Annotated in this window: 20 protein-coding genes; 9 read left to right on the top strand and 11 right to left on the bottom strand. The window is 45.3% G+C overall.

From position 1 onward, the window contains the following. Positions 1-30: 30 nt before the first annotated feature. Complete coding sequence (rbp, locus tag HRI97_RS10320) at positions 31-321, bottom strand: RNA-binding regulator (RefSeq protein ID WP_180485110.1); 291 nt, start codon at positions 319-321, stop codon at positions 31-33. A gap of 411 nt (positions 322-732) precedes the next feature. Between rbp and HRI97_RS10315 the strand changes: the two genes are divergently transcribed. After that, a complete protein-coding gene (locus HRI97_RS10315; protein ID WP_253725365.1) occupies positions 733-2232 on the top strand; it encodes a glycine hydroxymethyltransferase in 1500 nt (499 codons plus the stop codon). 96 nt (positions 2233-2328) lie between these two features. Here the strand turns inward: HRI97_RS10315 and HRI97_RS10310 are convergent, their stop codons facing one another. Beyond that, a complete protein-coding gene (locus HRI97_RS10310; RefSeq protein WP_253725364.1) occupies positions 2329-2856 on the bottom strand; it encodes a hypothetical protein in 528 nt (175 codons plus the stop codon). Further along, entirely contained in the window at positions 2856-3824 is a 969-nt protein-coding gene (locus HRI97_RS10305) for a hypothetical protein (RefSeq protein WP_253725363.1), read from the bottom strand. Before HRI97_RS10305 ends, HRI97_RS10310 begins: the two co-directional genes overlap by 1 nt. A gap of 811 nt (positions 3825-4635) precedes the next feature. On the opposite strand from HRI97_RS10305, the gene HRI97_RS10300 reads away from it, so the two are divergent. Genes HRI97_RS10300 through HRI97_RS10290 form a run of 3 tightly spaced genes read left to right on the top strand, consistent with a single transcriptional unit; the run spans position 4636 to position 7071 of the window. Continuing rightward, positions 4636-5415 (top strand): ABC transporter permease, encoded by a 780-nt coding sequence (locus HRI97_RS10300; protein WP_180485115.1) that lies wholly within the window; start codon positions 4636-4638, stop codon positions 5413-5415. After that, positions 5402-6115 carry an ABC transporter ATP-binding protein gene (locus HRI97_RS10295; protein ID WP_180485116.1) on the top strand — a complete coding sequence of 238 codons (714 nt, stop codon included), beginning with the start codon at positions 5402-5404 and terminating at the stop codon, positions 6113-6115. Before HRI97_RS10300 ends, HRI97_RS10295 begins: the two co-directional genes overlap by 14 nt. A 26-nt stretch (positions 6116-6141) precedes the next feature. Continuing rightward, complete coding sequence (locus tag HRI97_RS10290; RefSeq protein ID WP_253725361.1) at positions 6142-7071, top strand: ABC transporter substrate-binding protein; 930 nt, start codon at positions 6142-6144, stop codon at positions 7069-7071. A 440-nt stretch (positions 7072-7511) separates the two neighbouring features. On the opposite strand, the gene HRI97_RS10285 is transcribed toward HRI97_RS10290, so the two are convergent. The 5 genes from HRI97_RS10285 to HRI97_RS10265 all read right to left on the bottom strand — a co-directional run bounded on the left by HRI97_RS10285 (position 7512) and on the right by HRI97_RS10265 (position 10385). After that, the gene (locus HRI97_RS10285) at positions 7512-8408 is read right to left on the bottom strand and encodes a hypothetical protein (RefSeq protein ID WP_187420507.1); all 897 of its coding nucleotides are present in this window, start codon (positions 8406-8408) and stop codon (positions 7512-7514) included. Positions 8409-8509: 101 nt separating this feature from the next. Further along, entirely contained in the window at positions 8510-8935 is a 426-nt protein-coding gene (locus HRI97_RS10280) for a type II toxin-antitoxin system VapC family toxin (protein WP_253725360.1), read from the bottom strand. Then, on the bottom strand, positions 8928-9167 hold the full coding sequence (locus HRI97_RS10275; RefSeq protein ID WP_253725359.1) for a DUF6364 family protein: 240 nt from the start codon (positions 9165-9167) through the stop codon (positions 8928-8930). The genes HRI97_RS10280 and HRI97_RS10275 overlap by 8 nt, the downstream gene beginning before the upstream one ends. A gap of 43 nt (positions 9168-9210) precedes the next feature. Further along, positions 9211-9723 (bottom strand): hypothetical protein, encoded by a 513-nt coding sequence (locus HRI97_RS10270; protein WP_253725358.1) that lies wholly within the window; start codon positions 9721-9723, stop codon positions 9211-9213. Positions 9724-9812: 89 nt separating this feature from the next. Then, positions 9813-10385 carry an SAP domain-containing protein gene (locus HRI97_RS10265; protein ID WP_253725357.1) on the bottom strand — a complete coding sequence of 191 codons (573 nt, stop codon included), beginning with the start codon at positions 10383-10385 and terminating at the stop codon, positions 9813-9815. Between the two features lie 102 nt (positions 10386-10487). Between HRI97_RS10265 and HRI97_RS10260 the strand changes: the two genes are divergently transcribed. From HRI97_RS10260 to HRI97_RS10250, 3 genes are all read left to right on the top strand, one after another. Continuing rightward, positions 10488-11438 carry a magnesium transporter CorA family protein gene (locus tag HRI97_RS10260; protein WP_253725356.1) on the top strand — a complete coding sequence of 317 codons (951 nt, stop codon included), beginning with the start codon at positions 10488-10490 and terminating at the stop codon, positions 11436-11438. Positions 11439-11685: 247 nt separating this feature from the next. Then, positions 11686-12648 (top strand): formylglycine-generating enzyme family protein, encoded by a 963-nt coding sequence (locus HRI97_RS10255; RefSeq protein ID WP_253725354.1) that lies wholly within the window; start codon positions 11686-11688, stop codon positions 12646-12648. A 236-nt stretch (positions 12649-12884) separates the two neighbouring features. Continuing rightward, a complete protein-coding gene (locus HRI97_RS10250) occupies positions 12885-14258 on the top strand; it encodes a TDE2508 family outer membrane beta-barrel protein (RefSeq protein WP_253725353.1) in 1374 nt (457 codons plus the stop codon). Positions 14259-14480: 222 nt separating this feature from the next. Here the strand turns inward: HRI97_RS10250 and HRI97_RS10245 are convergent, their stop codons facing one another. Continuing rightward, entirely contained in the window at positions 14481-15173 is a 693-nt protein-coding gene (locus HRI97_RS10245) for a metallophosphoesterase (RefSeq protein WP_180485127.1), read from the bottom strand. A gap of 505 nt (positions 15174-15678) precedes the next feature. Between HRI97_RS10245 and HRI97_RS10240 the strand changes: the two genes are divergently transcribed. Next, on the top strand, positions 15679-17787 hold the full coding sequence (locus HRI97_RS10240) for a methyl-accepting chemotaxis protein (RefSeq protein ID WP_253725351.1): 2109 nt from the start codon (positions 15679-15681) through the stop codon (positions 17785-17787). 23 nt (positions 17788-17810) lie between these two features. Here the strand turns inward: HRI97_RS10240 and hisC are convergent, their stop codons facing one another. Then, entirely contained in the window at positions 17811-18959 is a 1149-nt protein-coding gene (gene hisC, locus HRI97_RS10235) for a histidinol-phosphate transaminase (RefSeq protein WP_253725350.1), read from the bottom strand. A gap of 310 nt (positions 18960-19269) precedes the next feature. On the opposite strand from hisC, the gene HRI97_RS10230 reads away from it, so the two are divergent. Further along, positions 19270-21162: a hypothetical protein gene (locus tag HRI97_RS10230; protein WP_253725348.1), complete on the top strand. Its 1893-nt coding sequence runs from the start codon at positions 19270-19272 to the stop codon at positions 21160-21162. 268 nt (positions 21163-21430) lie between these two features. On the opposite strand, the gene HRI97_RS12715 is transcribed toward HRI97_RS10230, so the two are convergent. After that, positions 21431-24298 carry an InlB B-repeat-containing protein gene (locus tag HRI97_RS12715; RefSeq protein WP_495574011.1) on the bottom strand — a complete coding sequence of 956 codons (2868 nt, stop codon included), beginning with the start codon at positions 24296-24298 and terminating at the stop codon, positions 21431-21433. Positions 24299-24476: the final 178 nt, after the last annotated feature.

The raw sequence follows: 24476 nt of genomic DNA, 5'->3' as shown, positions 1-24476 counted from the left end.
CCGATTTTCGATGTAAAACGAAGCGAGCGACTATTGACGGTCTCCGCCGTTGTCGAATCTCGGGCGGCGCGGCGGGCGCTCTTCGGCGACGTTGACGCGCACGCGGCGACCGTCGATCTCTTTGCCGTTCATATCGGCGATCGCTTTATCCGCGGCACCTTCATCCGTCATTTCGATAAAGCCGAAGCCTTTCGACTGATCCGTAAAACGGTCTTTAATAATTACTGCTGAAGCGACTTCACCGAAAGGAGCGAAGCTGTTTTTCAGAGTATCCTCCGTTGTGGCATAGTTAAGGTTGCCGACGTAAATTTTTTTGGACATATACGATGTTCCTCTTGCCGAATACGGCGTTTTTTATTTGCTGATGCCAGCTGCAATCTGCGTTTTCTGAATACCGTAATCTGAAGAAACATACATTCATACGAAATAAAGCTTTATCAGAACTGTCTTTAGAGAACCAGAATCATATTAAAATTAGTCGAAAAAATAAACCGTGTCAAGTATGCGATCCGATTTTTGCAATTCGATTTCACGGCACCCGTACCGGGAACCGTATTCGCGCAAAAATAATCGTAACCATAAAAAACGGCGGCACTTTCTGCAGCGATTGAAAATACCCGTTTTGCAGATTGCTTTTTTCCGCCGATTCGATTATGATTCGCGTGTTAAATTTGAGGAGAACGATAAAAAGTGACATCTAAAATATTGCCGTCACTTTTTATGGGAGAATTTATGGCAAGTCCTTTGGAAAATTACCTTACATCGTGCAACGGAAAACCGAACGCCGCGATGGCCTCTTACGTCGCAAATTTGCAGCAGACGGCGGCGGTCGCACCCGAAATCGCATCGAGCGTCGTCAAAGAGCTCGAAACGCAGAGAGCGCACTTAAAACTCGTCGCAAGCGAAAATTACTGTTCGCTCGCCGTGCAATCTGCGATGGGAAATCTCCTCACCGATAAGTATGCCGAAGGCTATCCCGAACACCGTTATTACGGCGGCTGCGAAAATATCGATGCGGTCGAGTCCTGCGCGGCGAGGGAAGCCGAAAAACTTTTCGGCGCGGATTACGCGTATGTGCAGCCGCACTCGGGCTGCGATGCGAACCTCGTCGCCTATTGGGCGATTCTCAATCATACAATCGAAATGCCGACGCTTGAATCGCTCGGCGTAAAAAGCGTGTCGGATTTGACGGAAGCGCAGTGGGAAGAACTGCGCAAACGATTCGGCTCGCAGCGTCTCATGGGACTCGATTATTATTCGGGCGGGCATCTCACGCACGGATACCGCATGAACGTTTCGGCAAAGATGTTCGAAAGCGTTCCGTACACGGTCGACAAAGAAACGGGGCTCCTCGACTACGACGCGATTGAAAAGCAGGCGATGGAAGTAAAACCGCTCATTTTGCTCGCAGGCTTTTCCGCTTACCCGCGCAAAATCGATTTCAAACGGTTTCGCGAAATCGCGGACAAGTGCGGCGCCGTACTCATGGTCGACATGGCACACTTCGCGGGTCTCGTTGCAGGCAAAGTGTTTACCGGGGATTACGATCCGGTAGCCTTTGCGGATATCGTCACATCGACGACGCACAAAACGCTGCGCGGCCCGCGGGGAGCGCTCGTGCTTTGCAAAAGAGAATTCATCGACGACGTAAACAAGGGCTGTCCGATGGTTTTAGGCGGCCCGCTCGGAAATATCATCGCGGCAAAAGCGGTCTCGTTCAAAGAAGCGCTTACGAGCGAATACCGCGAATACGCGCACAATATCGTCAAAAATGCGTGCGCTCTCGCAAAAGAATGCGCTGCACTCGGCATGAAACTGCAGACGGGCGGTACGGATAATCACCTCATGCTCATAGATGTGACCACTTACGGACTGACCGGACGGCAGGCGGAAGCGGCGATGTTTCAGTGCGGCGTTACGCTCAATGCAAACTCGCTTCCTTTCGACAAAAACGGCCCGTGGTGGACGAGCGGTATACGGGTGGGTACTCCGGGCATCACGACGCTCGGCATGACGGAAGCCGATATGAAAGAAGTCGCTTCGATCATCGATTCGGTGCTGAAAGGAACGAAGCCCGGCATGACAAAAGACGGAAAACCCGCAAAAGGAAAAATCGTCCTCGATCCCGCCGTGCAGGAAAAAGCGAAAGGGCGAGTGCAAGCGCTCCTCGCAAAGCATGTGCTTTATCCCGAACTCGATCTCGCGTTTTTGAAAAAAGAATTCGTCGGATAAATTATCAGCCGTCAAAACCGCGGCGGAAACCGCGGGCGGTGCCGGTCAATGGAATCGAGAGTACGCGGCGAGGTAACGCTGCGGTGCGAGAGCCGCTCACTTCGCATATACGCCGTAGGGATCTTCCCAAACGCCGCCGTCATCGTATTCGATTTTGCTCACGTATAAAAAATCGATTTGATACGCTTCGTCGGGTACTTCGGAAATATAATCGTCGAGGCCGAACTCCGCTCGCACTGCAGTGCGCGGCGCGATGTTTTCATCGTATTCGAGCGTAACGCAGTTCCCTTCCGTAAAGGGAGACTCTCCGTCGCTTCCGCTTAAAAAAACGACGGCAAAAAATTTTCGAATCGTTCGTTTGCTTGCGTTGTAAAATGTCAGCGCGATATATCCGTATTCGTAAAGCTCTGCATCTGCGCCGACGGATACTTCGCCTTGTATGCGGTACGGAGTATGCGCATAGAACGGAAATACAAAGCAAATAATATACATTGCAGCGAACGCGAATTTCAATTTTGCAGAAGCGTGAAGTCCGCCGGTTTTCTTTGCGCTGCATCCGTTTGTCGATCCGGTTTTTTCGTCCGCCGCACCGCGTTCGATCCCGATTATCGATTTGTTTTTCATCACATCGTCTCCGTTGCAAATTTTCTTCCGCGTAAAAGAACTCCTTCGCCCGATACGGCAGGTTTCGCCGTACGGGGCAGGCGAGAATGCCGTTTCAGCGATTTCAGTATTTCAGCGGCGACATTCGTACAATGCGTAAACGACTCGTCTCTATCGGGAGCGGGTGAGCCGCCGTCGCTCGGTATTTCGAACGGACACGCCGGGAAGGCGATGTCGAAAAGCAAATGAATGTCCCTCCCGTCGTATAAAAGCTCGTGTGCGATAATACAGCGCACAAGCGACGCGATATCGCCGGACGCCGCGCGATATTTTTTAAGCGCGGCAACTGCGGACGCGACGTCGGATGCGGCAAGGAGTGCAAAGACAAGGGTATCCGCACGCGCCGTTTCGATCGCCGTATGCACGCTCTCTTCGTCGTGCAAGTACAGTATGCACGGAGGCTTTGTGCGCGACGCTTTTCCCGTCCGCCGCATATCGGAAAAGATCGATATCGCAGCCGTCGAAATACGACGCTCATCCGGCGAACAGAAAATCACGAGACCGTTTCGCTGTGCACTCAATTTTCGAAGCGCTTCTATCTGAGCACCGCACAAGCCGAGCCCTTCAGGCGGCGGCAGAGCGCGCGGACAGCCGCGTATGCGAAGCGCAATACCGCCCTGTACGGCAGCGGCATATAGCAAAACGGGATGCGCACCGAAATGAACGAATTTTCCGTAAAGCCGTATGCGTCCGTCAATTTGCGAAAGCGATGCTATGCGGCGCATGAGCGCTCTCGTATATTCCGGCGCGAGCGTCATTTTTTCATAAAACGTCCGATGCGTTCTGAAAACGACGGTCGTTTTTCCGATAACGATTTCACGAGCGGAAAGGGAGCGCGCCTGCTTTACAATCGCTTCGAGCATGTCGTCCGCGTGTAAATCGACGTACGCGGTAAGATCCGCCGCATGTATACTGGTATCCGTTTTCATCACAGTATAAATCGTCGCAGAGTGTCAAAAAACGGAAGTTTTTTTGTGCGGATTTTTTATATTTTTATGTCGCGTCTAAACTGCACCGTCGCGGAAAAGGGGAATAGGTTAAAAAAACGTCCGCGTTTTACTGAAAGAATTTTATAATCTAAGTAATTGACTAGGTAATTAGTTTTTGCTACTCTCTGTTAACGTAGATAAACTTTATGAACTTTGTATTTATAAATCCCGTTTCTAAAAATATGTATGATGAGAAGGAATTAAACAGATTTATTTCGGCTGAGGGTTTTGAAATCGTTGAGTGTAAAACCGACTGGATAAAAAAAGTTATCGACAAATACAAACAAAGGGTTTCGTCTGCAAATAAAACCGTAATGGATATGCGCTGCCCTTTTGCCGTTCAATTAGTAAAAAATTCTTTTCCGAACTTGGATGTCATATATCCTCCGATAGAGCCGATTTTGATTCACTGTGCCGAAGAAATATCACGGAACTATGGAGATAAAGGAAAGATATTTATAACCACGCCGTGTAAATCTTTAGCGGAATACGGAAACGCCTTAAAATTACAAAACACGGTTTTTGTTACGTGGAATGATTTTGCTCAAAAACTTGACTGTAGTTTGCAAAAAACGATTCTCCGCAAAAGTCCGATCCCTCCGGGCTTTTTTTCTCCTCTTAAAGTAAAGACAAAAAGCATAACCGGGAGCGCGAAAATACGGAATTTTTTTAAATCGAAAGATGTGTCCGGCTATACATTAATTGAAATGCTCTATTGCAAAAACGGCTGCAATAACGGGGACGGCGTTTTATGAAAAAAAGAAAAATCGGCTCGTTGAAATTTATTCCTGCGATACTCACTGTTTTTTCAGTTGTGCTTGTTTGGTCTGTCGTATGCAGATTGGGAATAATAAGCTCTTATATACTGCCGTCGCCCGAAAGATGTTTTAACAGCCTTATCGCAATGATAAAATCCGGAGATATTTTTGTTGACATCGGGATAAGCCTTTCGCGAGTGGCAAGGGGATTTTTGCTGGCGTTTATCATCGCCTTTGTTTTAGGAATGATAAGTTCGGTAATTCCGTTTTCAAAAAATTTTTTTGAATATTTAATTCAATTTTTTAAAAACGTTCCTCCGATCAGCATGATTCCTCTTCTTATTTTGTGGTGCGGAATCGGAGAAACCACCAAGACAATAATAATAATTCTCGCTTCGTTTTTTCCTATGTATATGAATATCGTTAAAGGCTTTACCGGTTGCGACAAAAAATTGATAGAAGTCGGAAAATCTTTCGGATATTCACGCTTGGAATGTTTTTCAAAAATTATTCTTCCGAATGCAATTTCCGACATTTTAGTGGGAATGAGAGTCGGGCTCGGCTACGCATGGAGGGCGATAATCGCCGCGGAAATGGTTGCGGCCTCTACAGGGCTCGGCCACATGATTTTATTTTCACAGACAATGTCCAGAACGGACAGAGTGATAGTAGGGATCGTCGTAATAGGGTTGGTAGGCTATCTTACCGACAAGATTTTCGGACTTGTCTTAAACAAAGTTCTGAAAGGAAAGGCGGAAAATGGCTGGAATTAATCTAAAGCACATAAAAAAATCATTTACTGTCGATTCAAAAAAAATTGATGTACTCAACGATATAAATTTGGAAATTCCGGAAAATAAAATAACCGTATTGCTCGGAAAAAGCGGCTGCGGTAAAACAACGCTCTTAAGGCTTGTCGGCCGGCTCGAAACGGCGGATTCCGGTGAAATTGAGTTTACGAAGGATTTTAAGACGACCTTTGTTTTTCAGGAACCGAGATTAATGCCGTGGCTCAACGTACTCGGGAATACAAAGTTCGGTCTGAAAAAAGCGGAATACAATAAAGAAGAAGTGTTCAGGCTTATAGAAATGGTAGGACTCAAGGATTTTATAAAAGCGTATCCGTTTCAGCTTTCAGGGGGAATGCAGCAGAGGGTTGCGATAGCAAGGGCGCTTGCCTATAAGGCCGATTTTATAATGCTCGACGAACCGTTTGCCGCTTTGGATTATTTTACGCGCGCGCAGATGCAAAGAGAGCTGATTTCAATAGAAAAAACGGAAAACAAAAGCCTTTTGTTTGTGACCCACAGTATAGACGAAGCGATAACTTTGGCTGATAAGATTGCCGTAATAGAAAAGGGCAGGGTAAAACACGAATTCGATATTGATTTTGAAAAAGAAAATAGAAATCTCATGGACGAGTATTTTTTAAATCTTAAGCGGCAGATTATGGCGCAATTGGATTTTAATTAATAAATAAATTTTTTATAGGGGGTTATATGAAAAAATTTATCATTGTGTTGTCGGCAGTATTGATGGCAACATCGTCAGTCGTTTTTGCTAAGGCAAAAGAATTAAAGAAGCTTACGTTCACTTATGTAACTTCTCCGCTCAATATTCCTTCAATCATTGAAAAAGATCAGAAGATTTTTGCAAATGAATTTAAGGGAACTCCTGTGGAATACGCGGAAATCACTTCCGGTGCGGAACAGACTCAAGCCCTTGCTTCCGGCGACGTGCAGATTTTGTACGCTGTAGGCGGTTCTTCCGTAATACTTTCTGCGGCAAACGGCGCGGACATCAAAGTTCTTAACATGTACAGCCGCGCGCCCAAAGCGTTCTGTTTGTATTCAAAGGACGCTTCGCTCAATTCCCCCGAATCGCTTAGAGGGAAAAAAATTGCAGGTCCCGCAGGAACGAACCTTCACGAACTTTTAACTGCGTATCTGGCTTCTGCCGGAATGAAAATCACGGATGTCAGTTATGTGAGCATGGGGATCCCCGCAGCAAAAGCCGCTTTGGACGGCGGCAGCATCGATGTAGCGCTTCTTGCCGGCGCTGCAGCATATAATGCAGGAGCTCAGGGCTACCATAAGGTTACGGACGGCGACGGATATATCGCCGCAATCATTGCAGTTGCAACAACGGAAAAGTTTTACAAGCAAAATCCCGATGTGATAAAAAAACTGGCTTCGGCACAGAAAAAAATTGCAAACTACATAGCAAAAAATAAAGACCAAGCGTTTGCAACAACGGCAAAATATCTCGGTCTTACGGAACAGGCCGTAAAAGATATGTCCGCAGCTTACGATTTTTCAACGGAACTTACTCAGGCGGATATGGAAGGCTGGCAGAAAACCGCCGACTTTATGTACGCTTCCGGAATGATCGACAATAAGTTTGACGTAAAAAAACTTTTTATAAAATAAAATACGAAGCTTCAAACGGCATCATCGGAATTTACGACGGCAATGAACTTCTTCCTTTCAATTGTGCCGACTTAATAGGGTATCATTGCCCTGAATTTTCCGACGGTGTCCGTTTTTATTTAAACCGTGCCGTTTACACGCTTTTTTACAGGGTCGGAAAAAACGAATACTGTCATATCTTTAAATGTTTCCATTTACAAAAAGCAATTGATACATAATAAATAACGTCATCATTGTCATCAATTATTTTAGGGAAATCTTTGAAGCCTGATTGCTTTGAAAACGGTATTATGCCATTATTTAATAATCCTTTTTATGAATAAAATTATTCTTAATGTCTTTTTGAATTTATCATATTAGATGTTATAACATTCTAACAAAGGTTTGTACCGCAAATCGGCTTGCCCCGTTGTCGGCTGCGAACCTCATGTTATGCGACTTCATTTCATAGCATCGGCTTTTTTCTGATGTTCTGCCATTATTGGATTCCAATATTTATGATAATTTTTCTCGTAAGAAGTTCCATCTGCTGATATTCCCCAGCTTATAGCTTCCATAATTATTTCTTCGATCGATCTAACATTATAAGGACTCCAATCTTTAATTCCGGCATAATAAGTTATGTAATTTCCTTTACTTGTAACAGAATATAGCGACCAATTTTTTTTGCTAAATCTCGGGTAACAATAATTGATACTTTTTCCGGAAGAATAATTAAATGAACCATCTTTTTCAAACTTAAAAACCAGTTCCCAAGAACTGTCTTCCTCATATTCCATAACATAACTTGTATGAAAGTAAACTTTATTTTTTGAAAGAGTCTTCCAATTACCACCTTCGCCTATGCCAGAACCTTCACCACCGTGCCAGAAGCTTCCATTTAGAAGGTTAAAACTAAATACATAATAGTTTGTTTTATTGTTTTCATATTCATCCCAATATTCCACAGATGATAAATACTGTTGTAATTCAGCTGCATTTTTTGGAGGGACAAAATCAGGCTGTTTTGATGACAGATAACCGCCAAAAGCCCACCCGTATTCGGCTTTATCACTTTTCCATTCATAGCAAGGAATCAGAATTTCTACCCATGGAGCTGTAATTCCATCAATTGTTTCTTCTTTTCCGATTGCGACAACTTTTACAGGAAGACGATGTATTAATCCGCAAAGTCTGTTGGATTTTAAAGATGGATAATCACGAACCTTTAATCCATCCTCAGAATCAACATACATTGTATCAATTACTTTTCCATTTTCATAAAAACGATTTTTATCTGCAAAAATTGAACTTGCTATAGCTGAGAATAAAAATAATATACAAAATATTTTTTTCATTGTTTACTTTCCTTGCACCGCTGTGCGGGCGCCCGTCTAACTAACGCTTAATCTGCAACCGGGCACCGTCCCATTTGTCGACTGCAAAGCATTGTCAGGTTTTATTTTTTGTTATTAAGCCCCTCTATATATTGCTGAGGAGTCTGCACAATCAATTTTGGATTCTTATAGTCGCGAACATTTCTTGTGATTATAAATTCTATCTTGCCGTCCAATGCCGTAAAATATTGCAACGCGTCTTCAAAATCTGAAAGCTCTGAATTTAAAGCCAAATCGACTTCCTTTGCATTCACGGAAATCACGTCTACAATAATCCTGAGTTTCCTTAGATTTTCTTTTGCCTTTTCAATCCCTAAATGCTTACGAAGCAAGTAATAAATATTCGCAAACGCTAAAGAAGTTGTAACAAGCTTTACCTTCTTCTCATCACCCAAAGAAAGAATTTGAGCGGAATATTCATAAAATCGCTCACGCTTTTCAAGCACATCTAAAATGACATCGGAATCGACAAAAAGCACTTTACTCATACTTTGCTTCCAAGTAGTTTATATAATCGGCTTTGTCATTTTTTTCAACAGGTATTATTCCGCTTAATTCTTGAACCAGCGGAGATATTTTTTTATTCTTCGATTGAGAAGAAAGCAAATTTCTGAAAAATGATTCAACAATCTTTGATATGCTGGAATTATTTTCGGAAGCATATCCCTTCATTGAAGAAATAACGGAACTGTCCATGCTTAAAGTTAATTTTGCATCCATATGAGCCTCATTACGTATAGAATAACGCAATTTATACGTACTGTCAAATAAATTTGAATAAAGCATTAAAAATCCGAGAAAAAATATTTTCTTTGGGTTTTTCGTCCATTGTTTTTTTACTCATAATTGAAATACCGAGTATTTCTTGAGAATTTGAAATTATATAAGGAGCGGAAAGTATTTGAAAAGCCTTTAAATATGTATCTTTCCCTTCTCGAGAAGAAAGGGATTTCAGTTTATTTTTAATATAGTCTTTTACAACTATACATGCCTCATCGTAATCATCGATCAGAATATATAACTTTATTTTAAAAACAGTTGTTATAAAAGTTGCAGTACCTCCGTAAATTTTATTCATATTTTCACCTTCAACATAGGTTGGAATTTTCATTGAAGCTAAAATACTTCGAATAAACATACAATCCAATTGAGAACTTAGGTTTAGAAAATGCTGATATTTTTTCCCTTTTCTGACATTTTCGAAAAAAGATTCTTCAAACTTACCGTAATCGATATTTTTTTCATTTACATTTGTTTCATCAATATTGTTATCCATTTTTAGTTCCCACGCGATTCGGTAAGCCGTCACATTCGCTTAACCTGCATTACAATGTCAGCGTTGAAGCGGGTGTTGGATGAAATTTTTTATGTAGTTTTATTCTTTTTCCACGTTATATAATCTTTTTTTGCCTTCATATCTTTTAACTTATTCCATGCTTTCAAAGCATCTTCTCTTGTTACATTTTTTTCATTCGCCAGATAATTACTTATAAAGTTATTAAATTTACAGGATGGAATTTGCGGAAGCCTTCCTTCAGTTTGGTTTAACCGAATATATTCACAAATAACATCATCATAAGTTATTTTCTCACCATGAGAAAGTTTATTTTCAATCCAGCGATTAAGCCAATATTTTGCACCCGATTTCGGTTTTAATCCCCGAACTCGTTTATCCATTTCACTGTGTATGAATGCCCATGTTTCTTTTTTGTTGCTGAAATTTTCAACATAAGTATGATTATTCAATATGTCTCTATTCCGGCTTTTACTCCGATAGCTATTTTTTTTATTCGCCGTTCCGGTTTTCAAAAATTGAATAATCAACGCCTCAAGTTGATCTTTTCGTATTTTTGAATCAACAGGTATTTTAAGCGATTTCGCCAATGCTTTGAGTTCACTCATGTACCAATATGTATTCTCAAATTCTTTTATTGTCATCATATTACTATATCACAGCATCACCCGAAAAGACAACATTTTATATTGCTGCATTTTCGTTCATTGCGCTTTGCGCTTTTTTCTGCTAAGATTTCACCCGCGATGATTTCTTATTGGCAGCAAAAAAACGGACAATTCATCCGCGTCCCCGGAAAACGATTGAACACCGAAAACCGCACATGGGTCGATGCCCGCAACGTTTCGAGCATCGACGCTTCACTTCTCGAAAAGAGCTGCGGCATAGACTACGATCACATCGTCGATGTTCTCGACCCCGACGAACTTTCGCGCATCGAAGAGGGAGACTCGTACGTACTCATCATCATACGCATGCCTATGTACGATCCTGCCGCCGAAGTGCCTTTTTATACGATTCCTCTCGGCATCGTCATCGAAGGAAATACGATCATTACGATCTGCTCTTCAAGCTGCGACATGCTCGGCGGTATCGCGTCGGGACAAGTAAAGGGAATCTCGCTCGACGATTTTCCGGCTTTTATCATCAAACTGATGAGCCGCGCCGACACGACGTTTTTGCGCTATCTCAAAGAGATAAACCGTCAGACGACCGCCATGCAGCGCGAACTGCAGGGACCGATCGAAAACAAAGAAATCGTAAAGCTTCTCAATTTGCAAAAGTCTCTCGAATATTTTACGACGTCTCTTACAAGCAATCAGCTTTTGCTGCAAAAACTGCGCCGAACGAAATTATTAAATCTCGACGAAGACGATTACGATTGGCTCGACGATGTCGACATCGACAACAAGCAGGCGATCGGTATGGCCGAAACCTACAACAATATCCTCGCGGGTCTTATGGATACGTTTACGTCGGTCATCTCAAACAATTTGAATGTCAGTATGAAACGCCTCACCGTTATCAACCTCGTGCTCATGGTGCCGACGTTTATCACGAGCTTTTTCGGCATGAACGTACCGCTGCCGTTTTCAAGCAGCGGATGGATCGGCATGTTCGTCATTTCAGGCGGCTGCATCATCACAACGATCATTACCGCGCTCATGCTCCGCGACCGCACGTCGATAAAAAAATAATCGGCACCGCATCCGCGCTCGGCCTGCAGGTTCATTCGGTGATTCGTGCTTGATCGAGCCGTGATCGTATATGTTGTCTCCGCACTTGCCGGCAGACGCATACGGCCGCAGCGATTTCGCGTTGAAACCTTTCGTAATTTTTTATATTTTAATAACGAGAAGATATGATAAAAAAACGCCGTCCGAAATATCGTCGTCGCTGAGGTGGGATGCAAAAATCGCTTGAGCGTTTTCTTTTGGAGAACTTATGAAAAAATATGCTATCGTACTGATTTCAGTAATTTTTTGTACCGCGTTTCCGCTCTGCGCGAAAGGTGGAAGCGATACATTCGGCGGCATCGATATGACGCGGCCGGCCGACGGAAACGCCGCCCGTACTTTCATCATCGGAGAAAACAGTCAAACCTATACGGCCGCCCGTACCGTTTTGCCGTTTAAAATCAATAAATTCGAAACGACATACGCGCTTTGGTACGCCGTGCGTATAGACGCGGAAGGGCGAGGCTATGTTTTCGCAAACCCCGGACAGGGCGGCTCGGAAGGCAGACGCGGCGGCGAGCCGACGGACGAAGATAAATATTTTCCGGTTACGGCGATAAATTGGTACGATGCGATCGTGTGGTGCAATGCGCTCAGCGAAATCGAAAATAAAACGCCGTGCTATTCGTATAAAGGGAAAGTGCTGCGCGATTCGACCGATACCGCTTCGTGCGACCTGTCCGAATGCGACTGGAATGCCGACGGTTATAGGCTGCCGACGGAAGCCGAATGGGAGTACGCCGCCCGCATAACGAAAAGCGGCATACAGCGAGGCGATAAGGCGAGCGGCGAAACGGGGGGTGAAGGGAGAGATGACGCGTCGCTTGTCGCATGGGACTCCGGCAATGCGGATGCTACTCGGATCGTCGGAACGGCAGGCACGGTATTTACGCCGGAAGCGCCGCCTGCTCCCGGTTCGGGAAATGCAAACGGAGCGGGCATATACGATATGAGCGGCAACGTACTCGAATTCTGTTGGGATTGGTTTGCCGATTACACGGAGCAAAAAAAGGGAGCCCCCTATGCCGGCCCCGCATACGGTTCAAAGCGCGTAAGCCGCGGCGGAAGCGTTTCGGAATACACGCCCTTTATCAACGCGGGCGACCGCTACGCATTCGATCCGAACGAAGCGTATAATTACATGGGATTCCGCATCGCCGGAAGCGAATAAAGGTTTTTAAAACGACGCTTTCGGTTCGGCCTGCAAGTGTAAAAAATCGGCGTTTTTCGCAGATGTTTTTGCAATTTTATGTAACTTTTCCGTCTCCCTTGAGGTTTTTCGCTTTCACTTTTTTGTTCTTGACAATATCCGTTTTCGGGGCATATACTTATGCTAATGTTCGGCGTGAAAACTGTCCGCCGGATAAATTCATAAGTTTTGCAGCGAAAGCGCAAAAAGGAGTAAAGATGAAATTGCTGAAAAAGATTCTTATCGGTGCCGTTTTCATGACGGCGGGATTTGCATTTGCTCAAACGTCCATGATGAAGATCAGCACGGCGAACCTTTTCGGAAACGACGTCGACGATTTTATGAGCGTAAACGACTGGCAAAACGTCCAGCCGAAAAATATGTTCGGCTATCTCGGATACGGACAGACGGGAAAAAGCAATATAGAATTGGGGCTTTCGCGCATGTTCGATCCGTTTTATATGGGTGCATGGTTCGGCGGCAGCGTGGGCTGGACTTCTAAGACAGATTCCGGCGGAAATATTAATAATAACACAAAAGATCCGACTGCTGATAATGATCGTGAAGCTCACGGAAAAGTGATTTTCGGTATAAACAATTTGGGTTTCCTCGCCGACGTCAGATTCAAACCGAACGCCGGCAACAAATATGAAAAAAGCGGTGCAATAGAAACGACCGCCAATAAATTTGAATTGGATACGACGATCAGAGCCGGTATGAACATCCCCGCAGGGGAAAAACTCTTTAAAACGTCGGCGGCGCTCGGTCTGCGTTCCAAGGCGGATAAAGACGAAACAAAAAATGACGGCAAGATCACGACTCTTACCGATAAGGGTTATACCATACTCGACATAGACGCGGGCGTATCGTTCGACTTTTACAAAAAAGGAGCCGTAACGCAAAACGCCGCCCTCGCCCTCGACACCGATTGGACATTCTTTCCCATAGATACCGCAGCTCTGGGCGTCAATACGAAAACTTTCGGACAGGCGAATAATAAGATTGCGCTCGAACCCCGCTGGGAGCTCACGTTCGAACCCGATGCGAGATTCGCCTTTAAAATGGGTTCCGGTGTGAATATGGCGCTGAGATTTGAGTCGGACTCTAACTACAGTGAATCGTCAGGTACGAAGACATATAACACTAACAGAAATCACAAGACGACGCTCTTTTTTATGCCCGATCTTGAATTGGGTATGTCGTATTTTATCGTGCCTGCGAAATTCCGCTTTAATGCGGGTGCGAGTTTTATAATGGCAGACTACGATTCGGCGACTAAGGAATACTCACCTTCAATCGGTTGGACATTCACTAGAAATGAAACGCGCAATTCGTCGAACGGTTCGGTTACTTCTTCTTCGGGAGCCACAGAATGGAAATTCGATAATCAAACCGGCAAGGTAAAACTTTCTTCAGGCTTTACGTGGTATTTTTCCAAAAACGTAACGGCTGATGTGTATTGGAACCTGCTCGGAAATGTATTCGATGCTTTCGGCTCGAAGTTACTTGAAGGCAACGGTATATCGATTTTGAATACGATGAACCAACTTCTCATTCACAACTTCGGCGTTTTGATAGCCGTCAAGTTCTAAAAAACGACGTACTCCGTTTCAAAGGGGCTGTCCGTTCGGACAGCCTTTTTTATTGTACGGAAGTTTTAATAATCGGCGCTTCGGAGCGGAGTTGTTGATTGCACCGCGCGGGCGGCTTTCGAAAGAACGGCAACTGCACCGAACAAGCCGAGCGACTGTCTGTCTCGCTCTTTTTCCGTCGATCGTCTTTTGCCGGTGTTTTAATCGAGTACCGTTTTGCTTTCAGTCGAGCGTTCGAAGCTCCGCAAAAACGATGCGCATCGCTCCGTCTTTTTCGGCCGTTTCCATAACGGCGTATTTTCCGTCGAGAAGCGCTCCGGGATTGATTATCGTCGTAGATCCGATCGTATCGATTGCAGCACCTTCGTGGATGTGCCCGGTAACGACTGCGAGCGGCGAAAGGCGTTCTATAAGCTCGCGGAACTTTTGCGAACCCGCGTGCAAAGCGGGATTTACCGCATCGCATTTCGTGTCTTTCGGCGGATTGTGCGAGATGAGGATGAGATTGCTCCAAGCGCCTTTTTTGTCGGTACCGCCGGAAGCGTGTTCGACGACGGAAAAATCCGAGAGGAGCTCTTCTTCCGTCCGCTCGTTCGGCGTCGTGCCGGTAAATTTGCTTCCGCCGCCGCTTCCCGCAATGCAGACGCCGCCCAAGTACGCGAGCGTGTTTTCGACGCTGACGTCCCGTTTTTCGAGTTCTTTCAAAAATTCCGGTTCGTCGCAATTTCCGATGACGGAAAAAATAACATCGTGCTTTTTGCACAGCGCTTCAAGGGCGGGCAGACCCGTTTCCGTGTGATTGAATGCGGCAAAGTCTCCTCCGAACAAAACCGCGTCCGCCGCCTTAAACTCTCCGTCGAGCTTTTCAAGTGCGGAAATATTCCCGTGCAGATCGGATATAATTAAAAATTTCATACGATTCCCCCGTTTCCCTCAGTATACACCGTTTCGCCGAAAAAAAACACCCGATAATGAGTGCCGCTTGAGCAAGGTTTACGCATGAAAAATGTATACACAGAAAAGAGAGATAGTATACAATAAAAAAGGCGGAACGCGAGGCAGCGGCAATGCCGCCGAGCCGTTCTGACCGCCGGCAAGCGAACTTTTTTGCAAAAAAAGTTCGCGCAGTCCGATTCCCATTACGGTCAGCCGCGGCGAGTGGCAGGGCTGCTGCCGGGAGTGCAGCCGGTTTTTTATAGTACATGCGATTTTTTGGAGAATATAGTTTTTCGTGCGTAAGCCCTGAATGCCGAGATTAACTGATAGACTAAATAGGAAAAATGGCTTATACTTATTTACTAAGGTTAAATACCGAAATTGAACTTGACAATGTAAAAGGGTGTTTGCTTTTAAAAGGGGTTCCGAAGAATGAACAAAGAGAGTACCGACACTTTTCTTTTAACAAATCGGGGGCGCGCGCATGAGTGATACGGCAGAAACAAAACGCTTTTCAATCCGCAGAAAATTAACAATTATTTTCGGGCTGTTGCTTTCCGCCGTTTTGATCGGGGAAATCATCTTTGCGATCAGTACAATGCGTAAAACCGTAACCGGTCGGATTCAAACGCATTTGACGGATAAAGCCGCCGACGTTGAGGAGATCATAGACGGAAGAATCAGAGCATGGTTTCAGCTGATCGAGGGTATGGCACGGATACCCGACTTGATAGACTCCTCTGTTTCTCTGTCTGAAAAGCTGAGGATCCTGGAACGGGAGGCTATGCATAATCCGAAAATAATGGAGATGAGCATAACGGATATGAACGGTTACCGCCGTACGTTTTCGGGCAAAACCGCTTTCGTAGGAGATCGGGAATGGTTTTTGCAGGCGCAAAGCGGTAAGCCTTTTATTTCAGACCCCCTTATCTCCCGTGCGTCCAATAAGTTTGTTATCGCCATCGCCGTTCCGCTGCGCAACGAACGGAATGTTATCGTCGGCGTACTCGGATGTACGGTTCTGGGCACCTCGCTTTCGGATATTATCGATGATATCGTCGTCGGAAAAACGGGAAACTGCTATATTTTGGGAGCGACCGGCAATAGGATCGCGGATTCCGATCGGGAATATGTGCAGTGGCAGTTCAACGCCGTCGAAGCATCGGAAACGGATCCGAGTTATAAATCGTTAGCGGCGCTTGAAAAAATTGCAATGGAATCGGAAATCCCGGGAGTCGGTTACTATACGTATGAAAACACGCTGCATATAGCCGCATACGCAAAAAGCAAATTATCCGGCTGGACGGTGATCATCAAAGCTCCGTACGAAGAATTCATGGACTCTGTCAATAGGTTGAGCATCGTCATGGATATTATGGCGCTTGTCGTTTTGATTTCCGCATTGATAATTCTCTATTTCATTGCACGTAAAATGGTGCAGCCTATTCAGGGCGTCGGCCGCGCTTTAAAAAATATTGCGGAAGGGGACGGCGATTTGACCGTCCGATTGAAAATCACCGGCAACGACGAAGTAACCGAACTTTCGGCATACTTCAATCAAACGATAGAAAAAATCGGTAACGCCATAAAATCGATCGGTGAAAATACCGGTATAATGCAAGCATCCGGAAACGAGCTTGCATCGAATATGAGCGAAACCGCAAGCACTATTCACCAAATAAACAGCAATATCGACGGTATCAAACAGCAGGTGCTCACTCAGGCTGCGAGCGTTACCGAAACGGCCGCTACGATCGAAGAGATTATCAGAACGATCAAACAACTGAACAACAGCATTGAAATTCAGGCTGCGAGCGTAGCGCAATCTTCGTCCGCCGTAGAAGAGATGGTTGCAAATATCGGTTCCATCGGTCAGACGCTTGACAGAACAGACAGCGTCGTTGGAGATCTTTCTTCGGCAACGGGAGAAGGAAAAGACACGCTTGTCAATTCAAGCGGTATTACGCAGCGTATCACCGAAGAATCGGGAACGCTTATGGAAGCGTCGAGCGTTATCCAGCATATCGCAAGCCAGACGAACCTGCTTGCGATGAACGCCGCAATCGAAGCGGCTCACGCAGGGGAAGCCGGACAGGGCTTTGCCGTCGTCGCCGGTGAAATCAGAAAGCTTGCGGAAGATTCTTCGATGCAAGGCAAAAGGATAACGGCGACGCTGAAGTCGCTCGGCAACGAAATCGGTATGCTTGCCGCTTCTTCCAAAATCGTCGAAGAAAAATTCAATATCATTTTTACGCTGGCGGAAGAAGTAAAATCCATGAGCAGCCGTCTCACCGAAGCCATGCGCGAACAGGAGACGGGCAGTAAAGAAGTGCTCGCCGCAATCAAAGACATCAATTCGGTAACGACGGAAGTGCAGACGGGATCGGAAGAGATGTTGAAAGGCGGCGAACAGGTTGCCGGCGAAATGCATAAGCTCGACGAATTGACGCGTCTCATCACGGACAGCATGAACGAAATGGCTTCCGGTGTGATGCAGATCAATAACGCCATACAGGATGTCAATTCGCTCACCCAAAAAAATAAAGCGAGTATCGAAAGTCTTGCCTCTGAAGTCGGAAAGTTTAAAGTCTGATACGGGACGGGAGACGTCGGATCTTACAGCGTTTCGATCGTTTCCCGGAGCGTGCGCATTTGGTCGGGAGTGCCGATCGTGATACGGAGATAGTCTTCGATTCCCTTTGTCGCAAAGCGGCGGACGAGAATACCGCGCTCTTTTATGCGGCGGTACGCATCTTCTCCGGAAAGTCCGTCTTTTCGAGCAAAGACGAAATTCGTTAAAGACGGAATGCAGTCCCAGCCGTGAGCGGCGAGGAAAGCCGAAAATTTTTCACGTTCGGCGGCAATTTTTTTTGCACAGTCGGCGTAGTATGCATCGTTTTCGCACGCGGCGATACCGGCGATTTGAGAGATTGCGTCGATCGGAAAATGATTGAGCGAATTTTTTACCGTTGTAACCGTCTGCACGAGTTCGGGAGATGCGACGATGTAGCCGAGCCGCATACCCGCTCCGCAAAAACTTTTGCTGAACGTACGCACGACGACCAAATTGGGAAAGTCCGCGAGAAGAGGGATGCAGCTTTCGCCGCCGAAATCGACGTAGGCTTCATCGACGACGAATACCCGTTCACGGTTTGTTTTTTCGAGCATGGCGCGTACTTCGTTCCGCGAAAGCGAACGTCCGGTCGGTGCGTTCGGATTTGCAAATATGATGCCGGAATCGTTGCTTTTTTCCCGTTCGACCATGGTTTTCGTGTCGAGCGTCCAGTCGCTTTTGAGTTTGACGAAATCGAGAGGAATATCGTAAAAGCCGCCGTATACCGGATAAAAGCTGTAGGAAAATTCCGGCGTAACAAGTTTCGTATCTGAATCGAAAAAAGCATAAAACACGAACGAAAGCACTTCGTCGCTTCCGTTACCCGCATAGATCATATCGGGCGTTACGGTAAACGGAATCCTGTCCACGGCGGCAGGCCGGCATTTTTCATTTTCGGGGACGGCGCGTACAAGGACGCCGCCCGTTCTGTTCAGCATATCAGCGATCGCTTTTCGAAGATTGCCGGCGTCGGGATCGGGATAAAGCGCAAGTTTTTCGGGATGCTTTTTAATAAAATCGGTAACGGCTGAAATTACGTTCGGACTCGGCGGATAGGGGTTTTCGTTTGCGTTGAGTTTGATGTATGTTCTGTCGACAGGCTGTTCGCCGGGTACGTAGGGATGCAGCTGCGCCATTCGCTTTGATTTCATAGTCTTTATTATAATTGATATTTGTCACGCTGACAACGAGTTCGAGAGTCGGCTTTTCGGGCATCGTTATAAAGGCGCGCAGGGAAGGGTACGGGGCGTTGCGGGGTGTCCCCGCAGAGGGGGCAGCGAACGGCCGTATGAACGGAGCGGGCTGAAACGGGAGTCTCCGCCCGTGCAGTGAAAAGGCCGGGAGCGAGGGGGAGACTTCCCCCTTTGGATATATTTGACTTTTTAACATCAGTGAAAAACTTCAATGAAATTTCAATAAATCGTGTTGTCGAAAAACGACTTCTCTGGTATACTAAAAGTTATGTCGGTGATAACAAATTTCGGCACGCTTCTCCGTTCGTATGCGAACAAACAAAAATCCGCTTTTGTTAATTTGCGCGATTTTTGCGATTACATAAAAAAATATGCGCAGCACTATATCGAAGAAGAGCCCGGCTTGGATGTGTATCTCGGCAATACGGAAGATACGGTTATCGCCGAATTGCAAAAGCTTGAGAGCAAGCACCTCGTTTCCGTTCTCGAACGCGACGGTGAAAAACAAATTATTATTGTCATCATGTATTATACGGTGAGGTTTGCGCAGCGTTATAAAGAGCTTGCGTTCAATCCTGCCGTCCCCTTTCCGACGATGGCGGATTTGCCGAAGCAGCTTTCATCGGACGCACTTGAAAAACGTCCGGCATCCGATTTGCTTGCGTCGCTGTTTGCAAAACAGGATTTGAAATCTCCGAGACTCTATGTCGTACAGCTGCCGCGCAATGTGCCTTCCATTCTGTTTCCCGAATGTGTACCCGTACAGATGCTCACCGATGCGGCGCTGTCGAAGATCCGTGCGATGCTCAAAAAAGAAGAGTACCACGATTATTTTTTGAAAAAATTGCGCAATGCAAATCCGGGAAAAGAGATTTCGATAAAAACTTTTTTTGAGCAGTTCGTTTCGCGGCAGGACAGTCCGTCACAGCTCTTGGAGTCTTCGCCGAGCTCCTTTTATTCGTGGAGTCAGTTGTGTTATTTTATCAGGCAGGATTTTGAAAAAGTAAAAGATACGACACTTGAAGATACGAATCTTTTGCAGGCGGTGTCGATTGCGGAATTGCATCTTGTAATGCTCAAAAATAAAGTGCAGGAACGGCAGCAAAAAAACGAAGCGCTGGAATTGCTGGAAGCTTCTCTCGACAAGCCGCCGTATTTTTATCCGATGAGCGCGATCGTCAAAATGACCGATTCCAAAGGTATGCCGCTCAGCAATCGTTACAGCGATGCCGATTTGAAAAAATTTCTCGATCGGCTTACGACGGAAAGCGAAGACGGAGATTTGCCGCGCCTTCTTGTTTTTAAGGTCGATTCGGGTACGCGCTACTTCGTTTATAAGACAAAAGTGTTTCCGCTTATCATACGGCTGTGCAACGAAGCGCACAGCGCCATAAAGCAGAATCTCACAAACAAATGGTATAAGGCGCTTAAAAATTTTGAAAAGCTTCCCGAAATGCACGACAAGCAGCGTTTCGAATCGGTTCTTAAAACTCAGGTCGAAAAAACGTCGCCCGTTTTGTATGCGCTGCTCAACGCCAACTTTTTGACGCTGCTTGACGTCGAATTGCAAAACAGTACAAACGGCGGAAATTTCCGGCTCTTTTCAAACGGGCGGCTTTTGCCGTATACCGAACTGCTCATGATAAGCAACGCTGCGGTGCTTTCAAACGCGAAAATCCTCCTGCCGTTTTGGTATTCGATTCCGATCGTTTCGCAGATTATCGGTTTTTTTATGCGCGGTCCGAAAAAGAAAAAAAACAATGAAGAGACGGAAGAAGTTCGAGATACGCATTCGACGAATAAAAATATACGCCCTGCGACAAAGCGTGAAGCGATCATGCAGGCTGCAAAGACGGTTGAAAACGATCTCGTGCCGGAAGGTTCGACGGTTGATCGCGAGCTCGATTCGTACTGCAAACAGTGGAATAAATTGATATCGCCGGATGCGCACCGCCAGCTTACCGAAGACGTCAATTCCCTGATTCGCGGTTATATGCGCAGGGTTATCCATACGATTTCGGCTCAGACGTTTACGATCGAACGCGTGAGGAGTCTTGCGGAATCCCTTATTAAAACGCCGAATATGCAAAAGATAAGCGAACAGGAATCGCTGTTTATGTATGTGCAGCTGTACATACTGCGCCTTATCAGTAACGGCTAGTCGATGGGGATCGTACTCCAAGCGCAAAAAATACCTGCAGAAAAACTTCCGGTAATGGCTTAAATTGCGAGCGGCGCGGGGAACTTTGCGCAGTGCATTCGTGTAGCGGCGGGCGTACTGCAGCCGAAGAAGATACGGTGTTCTTGTTTAATAATGTGTAAAACGCTTTCGGATTTTCAATGCTTTTCACTTCAACGCGGCAGGTGAGATTCTCATCCGTAAAAAAAACAGCCCCGGCCGCTTTGAGCAGACCGGAGCCGGTATGCATTTAGTTCGCAGGCGCTATTTTTATCGAGTAATTTTTACTATTCAAAATGTTACCATTGTGTATGACCAATGTATAAGTTCCCGCTTGTAACTTCAATGTGTAAGTCTCAGCTGTTAGTTTCGTTTTATCTGAAATCCTCGTGGCTTTGCTGTCATAAAGCCAAAAATCGAGACCGCTTGAGCCGCTTGCAGTGGCAGTGAAAACCAAGCTTTCTTTGTTTAAAAGCTTAAATGTGAAGCTGTGCTGAGAACTTGAGTAAACTGTGCCTTCCTTATCTAAAATTGTACCGTTCAGTTTCCATACGGCATAGAAAGTTTGGTCACTTCTAAGTTTTATAGCCGCTCCCGCCCTTTTGCTTCCGTAAACAACTGAGTGCCACTCTGTAAGGCTGTAGTAAGTCAATGCGGGTGTAGGAACGCCTTCTAAAACATAATCAATAGTTTCGCCGTATTTTACTGCGGTGTTCGGTACGGTTTTTACAATGTCCGTGCCGTTGCCGCCGAGATTGTATGTTACCGTATACGTTTTCGGATTCCAGACGGCATAGAGTGTAAAGCCTTCGGTATTCGGCAACTGTGAAGGCGAAAGGGAAACTGTCAATCCCGCACTCATTATTTCTCCTATCTGGTAAGAACTTGGTTTTTTGTCAGTGCTCCAACCGGTGAAATTTCCGTTTGAATTCGTAAACGTGTTTGCAGGTAACGTTCCCTCGTATTTCAGCGTGGTCGCGTTCAGCGAAAGATTTTCGGTAAACGGAGTTCCGCTTCCGCCGTTTTCGGTATTCGGGTCAAATCTTACCGGAACGGATTCTTTTGCCCATATTGCATACAAAGTTTTACTTTCTGAAGCGGATGCCGATTCTCCTGCCTTGTACGACGCATCTTTGGAACTTGCGGAATTTCCCCATCCGATAAAGACGTACCCGGTCTTTGCAAACGTGCTTTCCGGGACGGTAAATTTGTACGAAGAACTTGCCGTATCGTATGCTATCTTTTTTGTAAAATCGCTGCCGATTCCTCCGTTCGCGTTGAACGTCAAAACAATATCGTCTTTCCAAACCGCATAAAGCCTCGTATCTGCATAAATAGATATGCTTGCTTTATCGGTGTATTGAGCAACCGTTCCGCTTGCATATTTATTCCAGCCTAAAAATGTGCTTCCGGCTTTTGTAAACGGATTTTCATTCAATGCAGTGGAAACTCCGTAAGGAATGCTTTGTGTTGTCGTCGTTTTTCCGTCCTTTGTGGAGCCTCCGTTTCCGTTGAATGTGATTACCGGATTTGCCTTCCACACGGCGTAAAGCGTAACGGCAGGTTCGGAGAATTTTACGCTTTGTTTATCGTTATATTCTCCGAATGTTGCGTCGCCGGTTTTAGCCCAGCCTGCAAAATCGTAATTTTCTTTTGCAAATGTGTTTGCTTTTAATTCAGTGTTAGTGTTTGCGGTTATAGTCTGCGTTGCGGTAGTGTTTCCGTCGGAATCTTTTCCGCCGTTTCCGTCAAAAGTGATAACAACCGGTCCCTTGTACAGCCAGACGGCATACAATGTCGTGTTGGAGGTAAAGTAAACATCTGTTTCAGCATCCTTGTAAGTTGCGCTTGTTGCGGAAGAAGATGTTGCCCAGCCTAAGAATTCGTAATTTTCCCGAGTGAACGTATTGGGTTTGAGTTTATTGTAGTTTACTTTCCAACTCCAAGGCGATTTGCTTCCGTATTTTACGTACTGACTTGTTTCTTCAGGAATTGTTGTTCCGTCATTTTTGTTGAAAGTAAGTTTTACCGCCTCCGAAACTTTGTCTTCAAGCCAGCAGGCGTATAAGTTTTCATCCGTTTTCAAAGTGATTTTTGCTTCGTCCGTAAAAAACTCTGACACCGTTCCGAAATCTTCCGGAAGATGGCTTGAAGTGTACCAACCGTAGAAAACGTAGCCCGTGCGTTCAAAAGTATTTTTCAAAAGGGTTCCCGTCGCACCGCTTTCCGATTTTGCTAAAGTCTGTTCTTTGTAGTCGTACGTTGAACCTTTGAAGTTTGAATAGTAGGTGATGACATAATGTGCGTCGTCGTGCCAGAGTGCGTAAAGAGTCATGTCGCTTTGTGCATTAGAATCCCAGACACCCGCTTTGTCGTCGTATTCTTTTTTCTTTGAACTTTTTGATTTTGACCAGCCGGCAAAAGACATTCCGTCTCTTGTAAAAGTATTTGCCCGCAGTGTGAAAAACTTTCCTTTTTCAATATAATAAGATATTTCTTCCGGCGTTGCCGTTCCGTCATTTTTGTTGTACGTAATCTTGATTGATTTTGACTGTTCGAGCCAGAGCGCATAAAGCGTTGTGTCTTCGTAAAAATATTCCACACTTTCTGCATCTTTGTAGTCAATCATATAAGAATAGTACAGAGAAGTTTTTGTTTTACTCCAACCCGCAAAAACATAGCCCGTGCGGGTAAACGTGTTTTTATCCAATGTAAATTTTTCACTTGATGAAGAAACGTTTACCGTTTGAATTTTCGTTTCCGCCGCACTGTCGCCGTCTTTTATAAATCCTGCGTCAAAAGTAACTTTAAAGGATTCGACTTTTTGCCATAAAGCGTAAAACGCAAGGTTCGACTCGACTTTTACGCTGCCGCCTCCGGCGTATTCGGGTGCCGTTGCATCCGCTGTTTTTGCCCAGCCCAAAAACTTGTAGCCTTTCCTCAATTGCGTGGGAAGCGTTGAAAATTTTCCTTCTTCACAGTAAAACGAAAAACTTGCAGGATCCGCACCTTCGTAGTTTTTATAAAACGTAACAGTGTAATGTGTTGGTCCGGAGTCGGAACCGACATCGCCGTTACAACTTGTAAAAAATGCCTGAGCCGCAAGGGCTAAAAGCATAACCGTAAAAAAACGTATCGTTTTTTTCATAAAACACCTCCACGAATTTCTCGTATAAAACCACTATACAAAAAAAAAAGTGGTTTTGCAAGATTTTATTTTTGAAGTGCTGCCGACGGATAGGGCGGATATGTTTACAAAAAATTATCTCTTTTTGTCCTAAAAAACTCCGAAAATG

The sequence above is a fragment of the Treponema socranskii subsp. buccale genome, from assembly GCF_024181585.1.
In the GTDB taxonomy this organism is placed as follows: Bacteria; Spirochaetota; Spirochaetia; order Treponematales; family Treponemataceae; genus Treponema_D; species Treponema_D buccale.
This window is presented reverse-complemented; position numbering and strand designations above follow the sequence as displayed.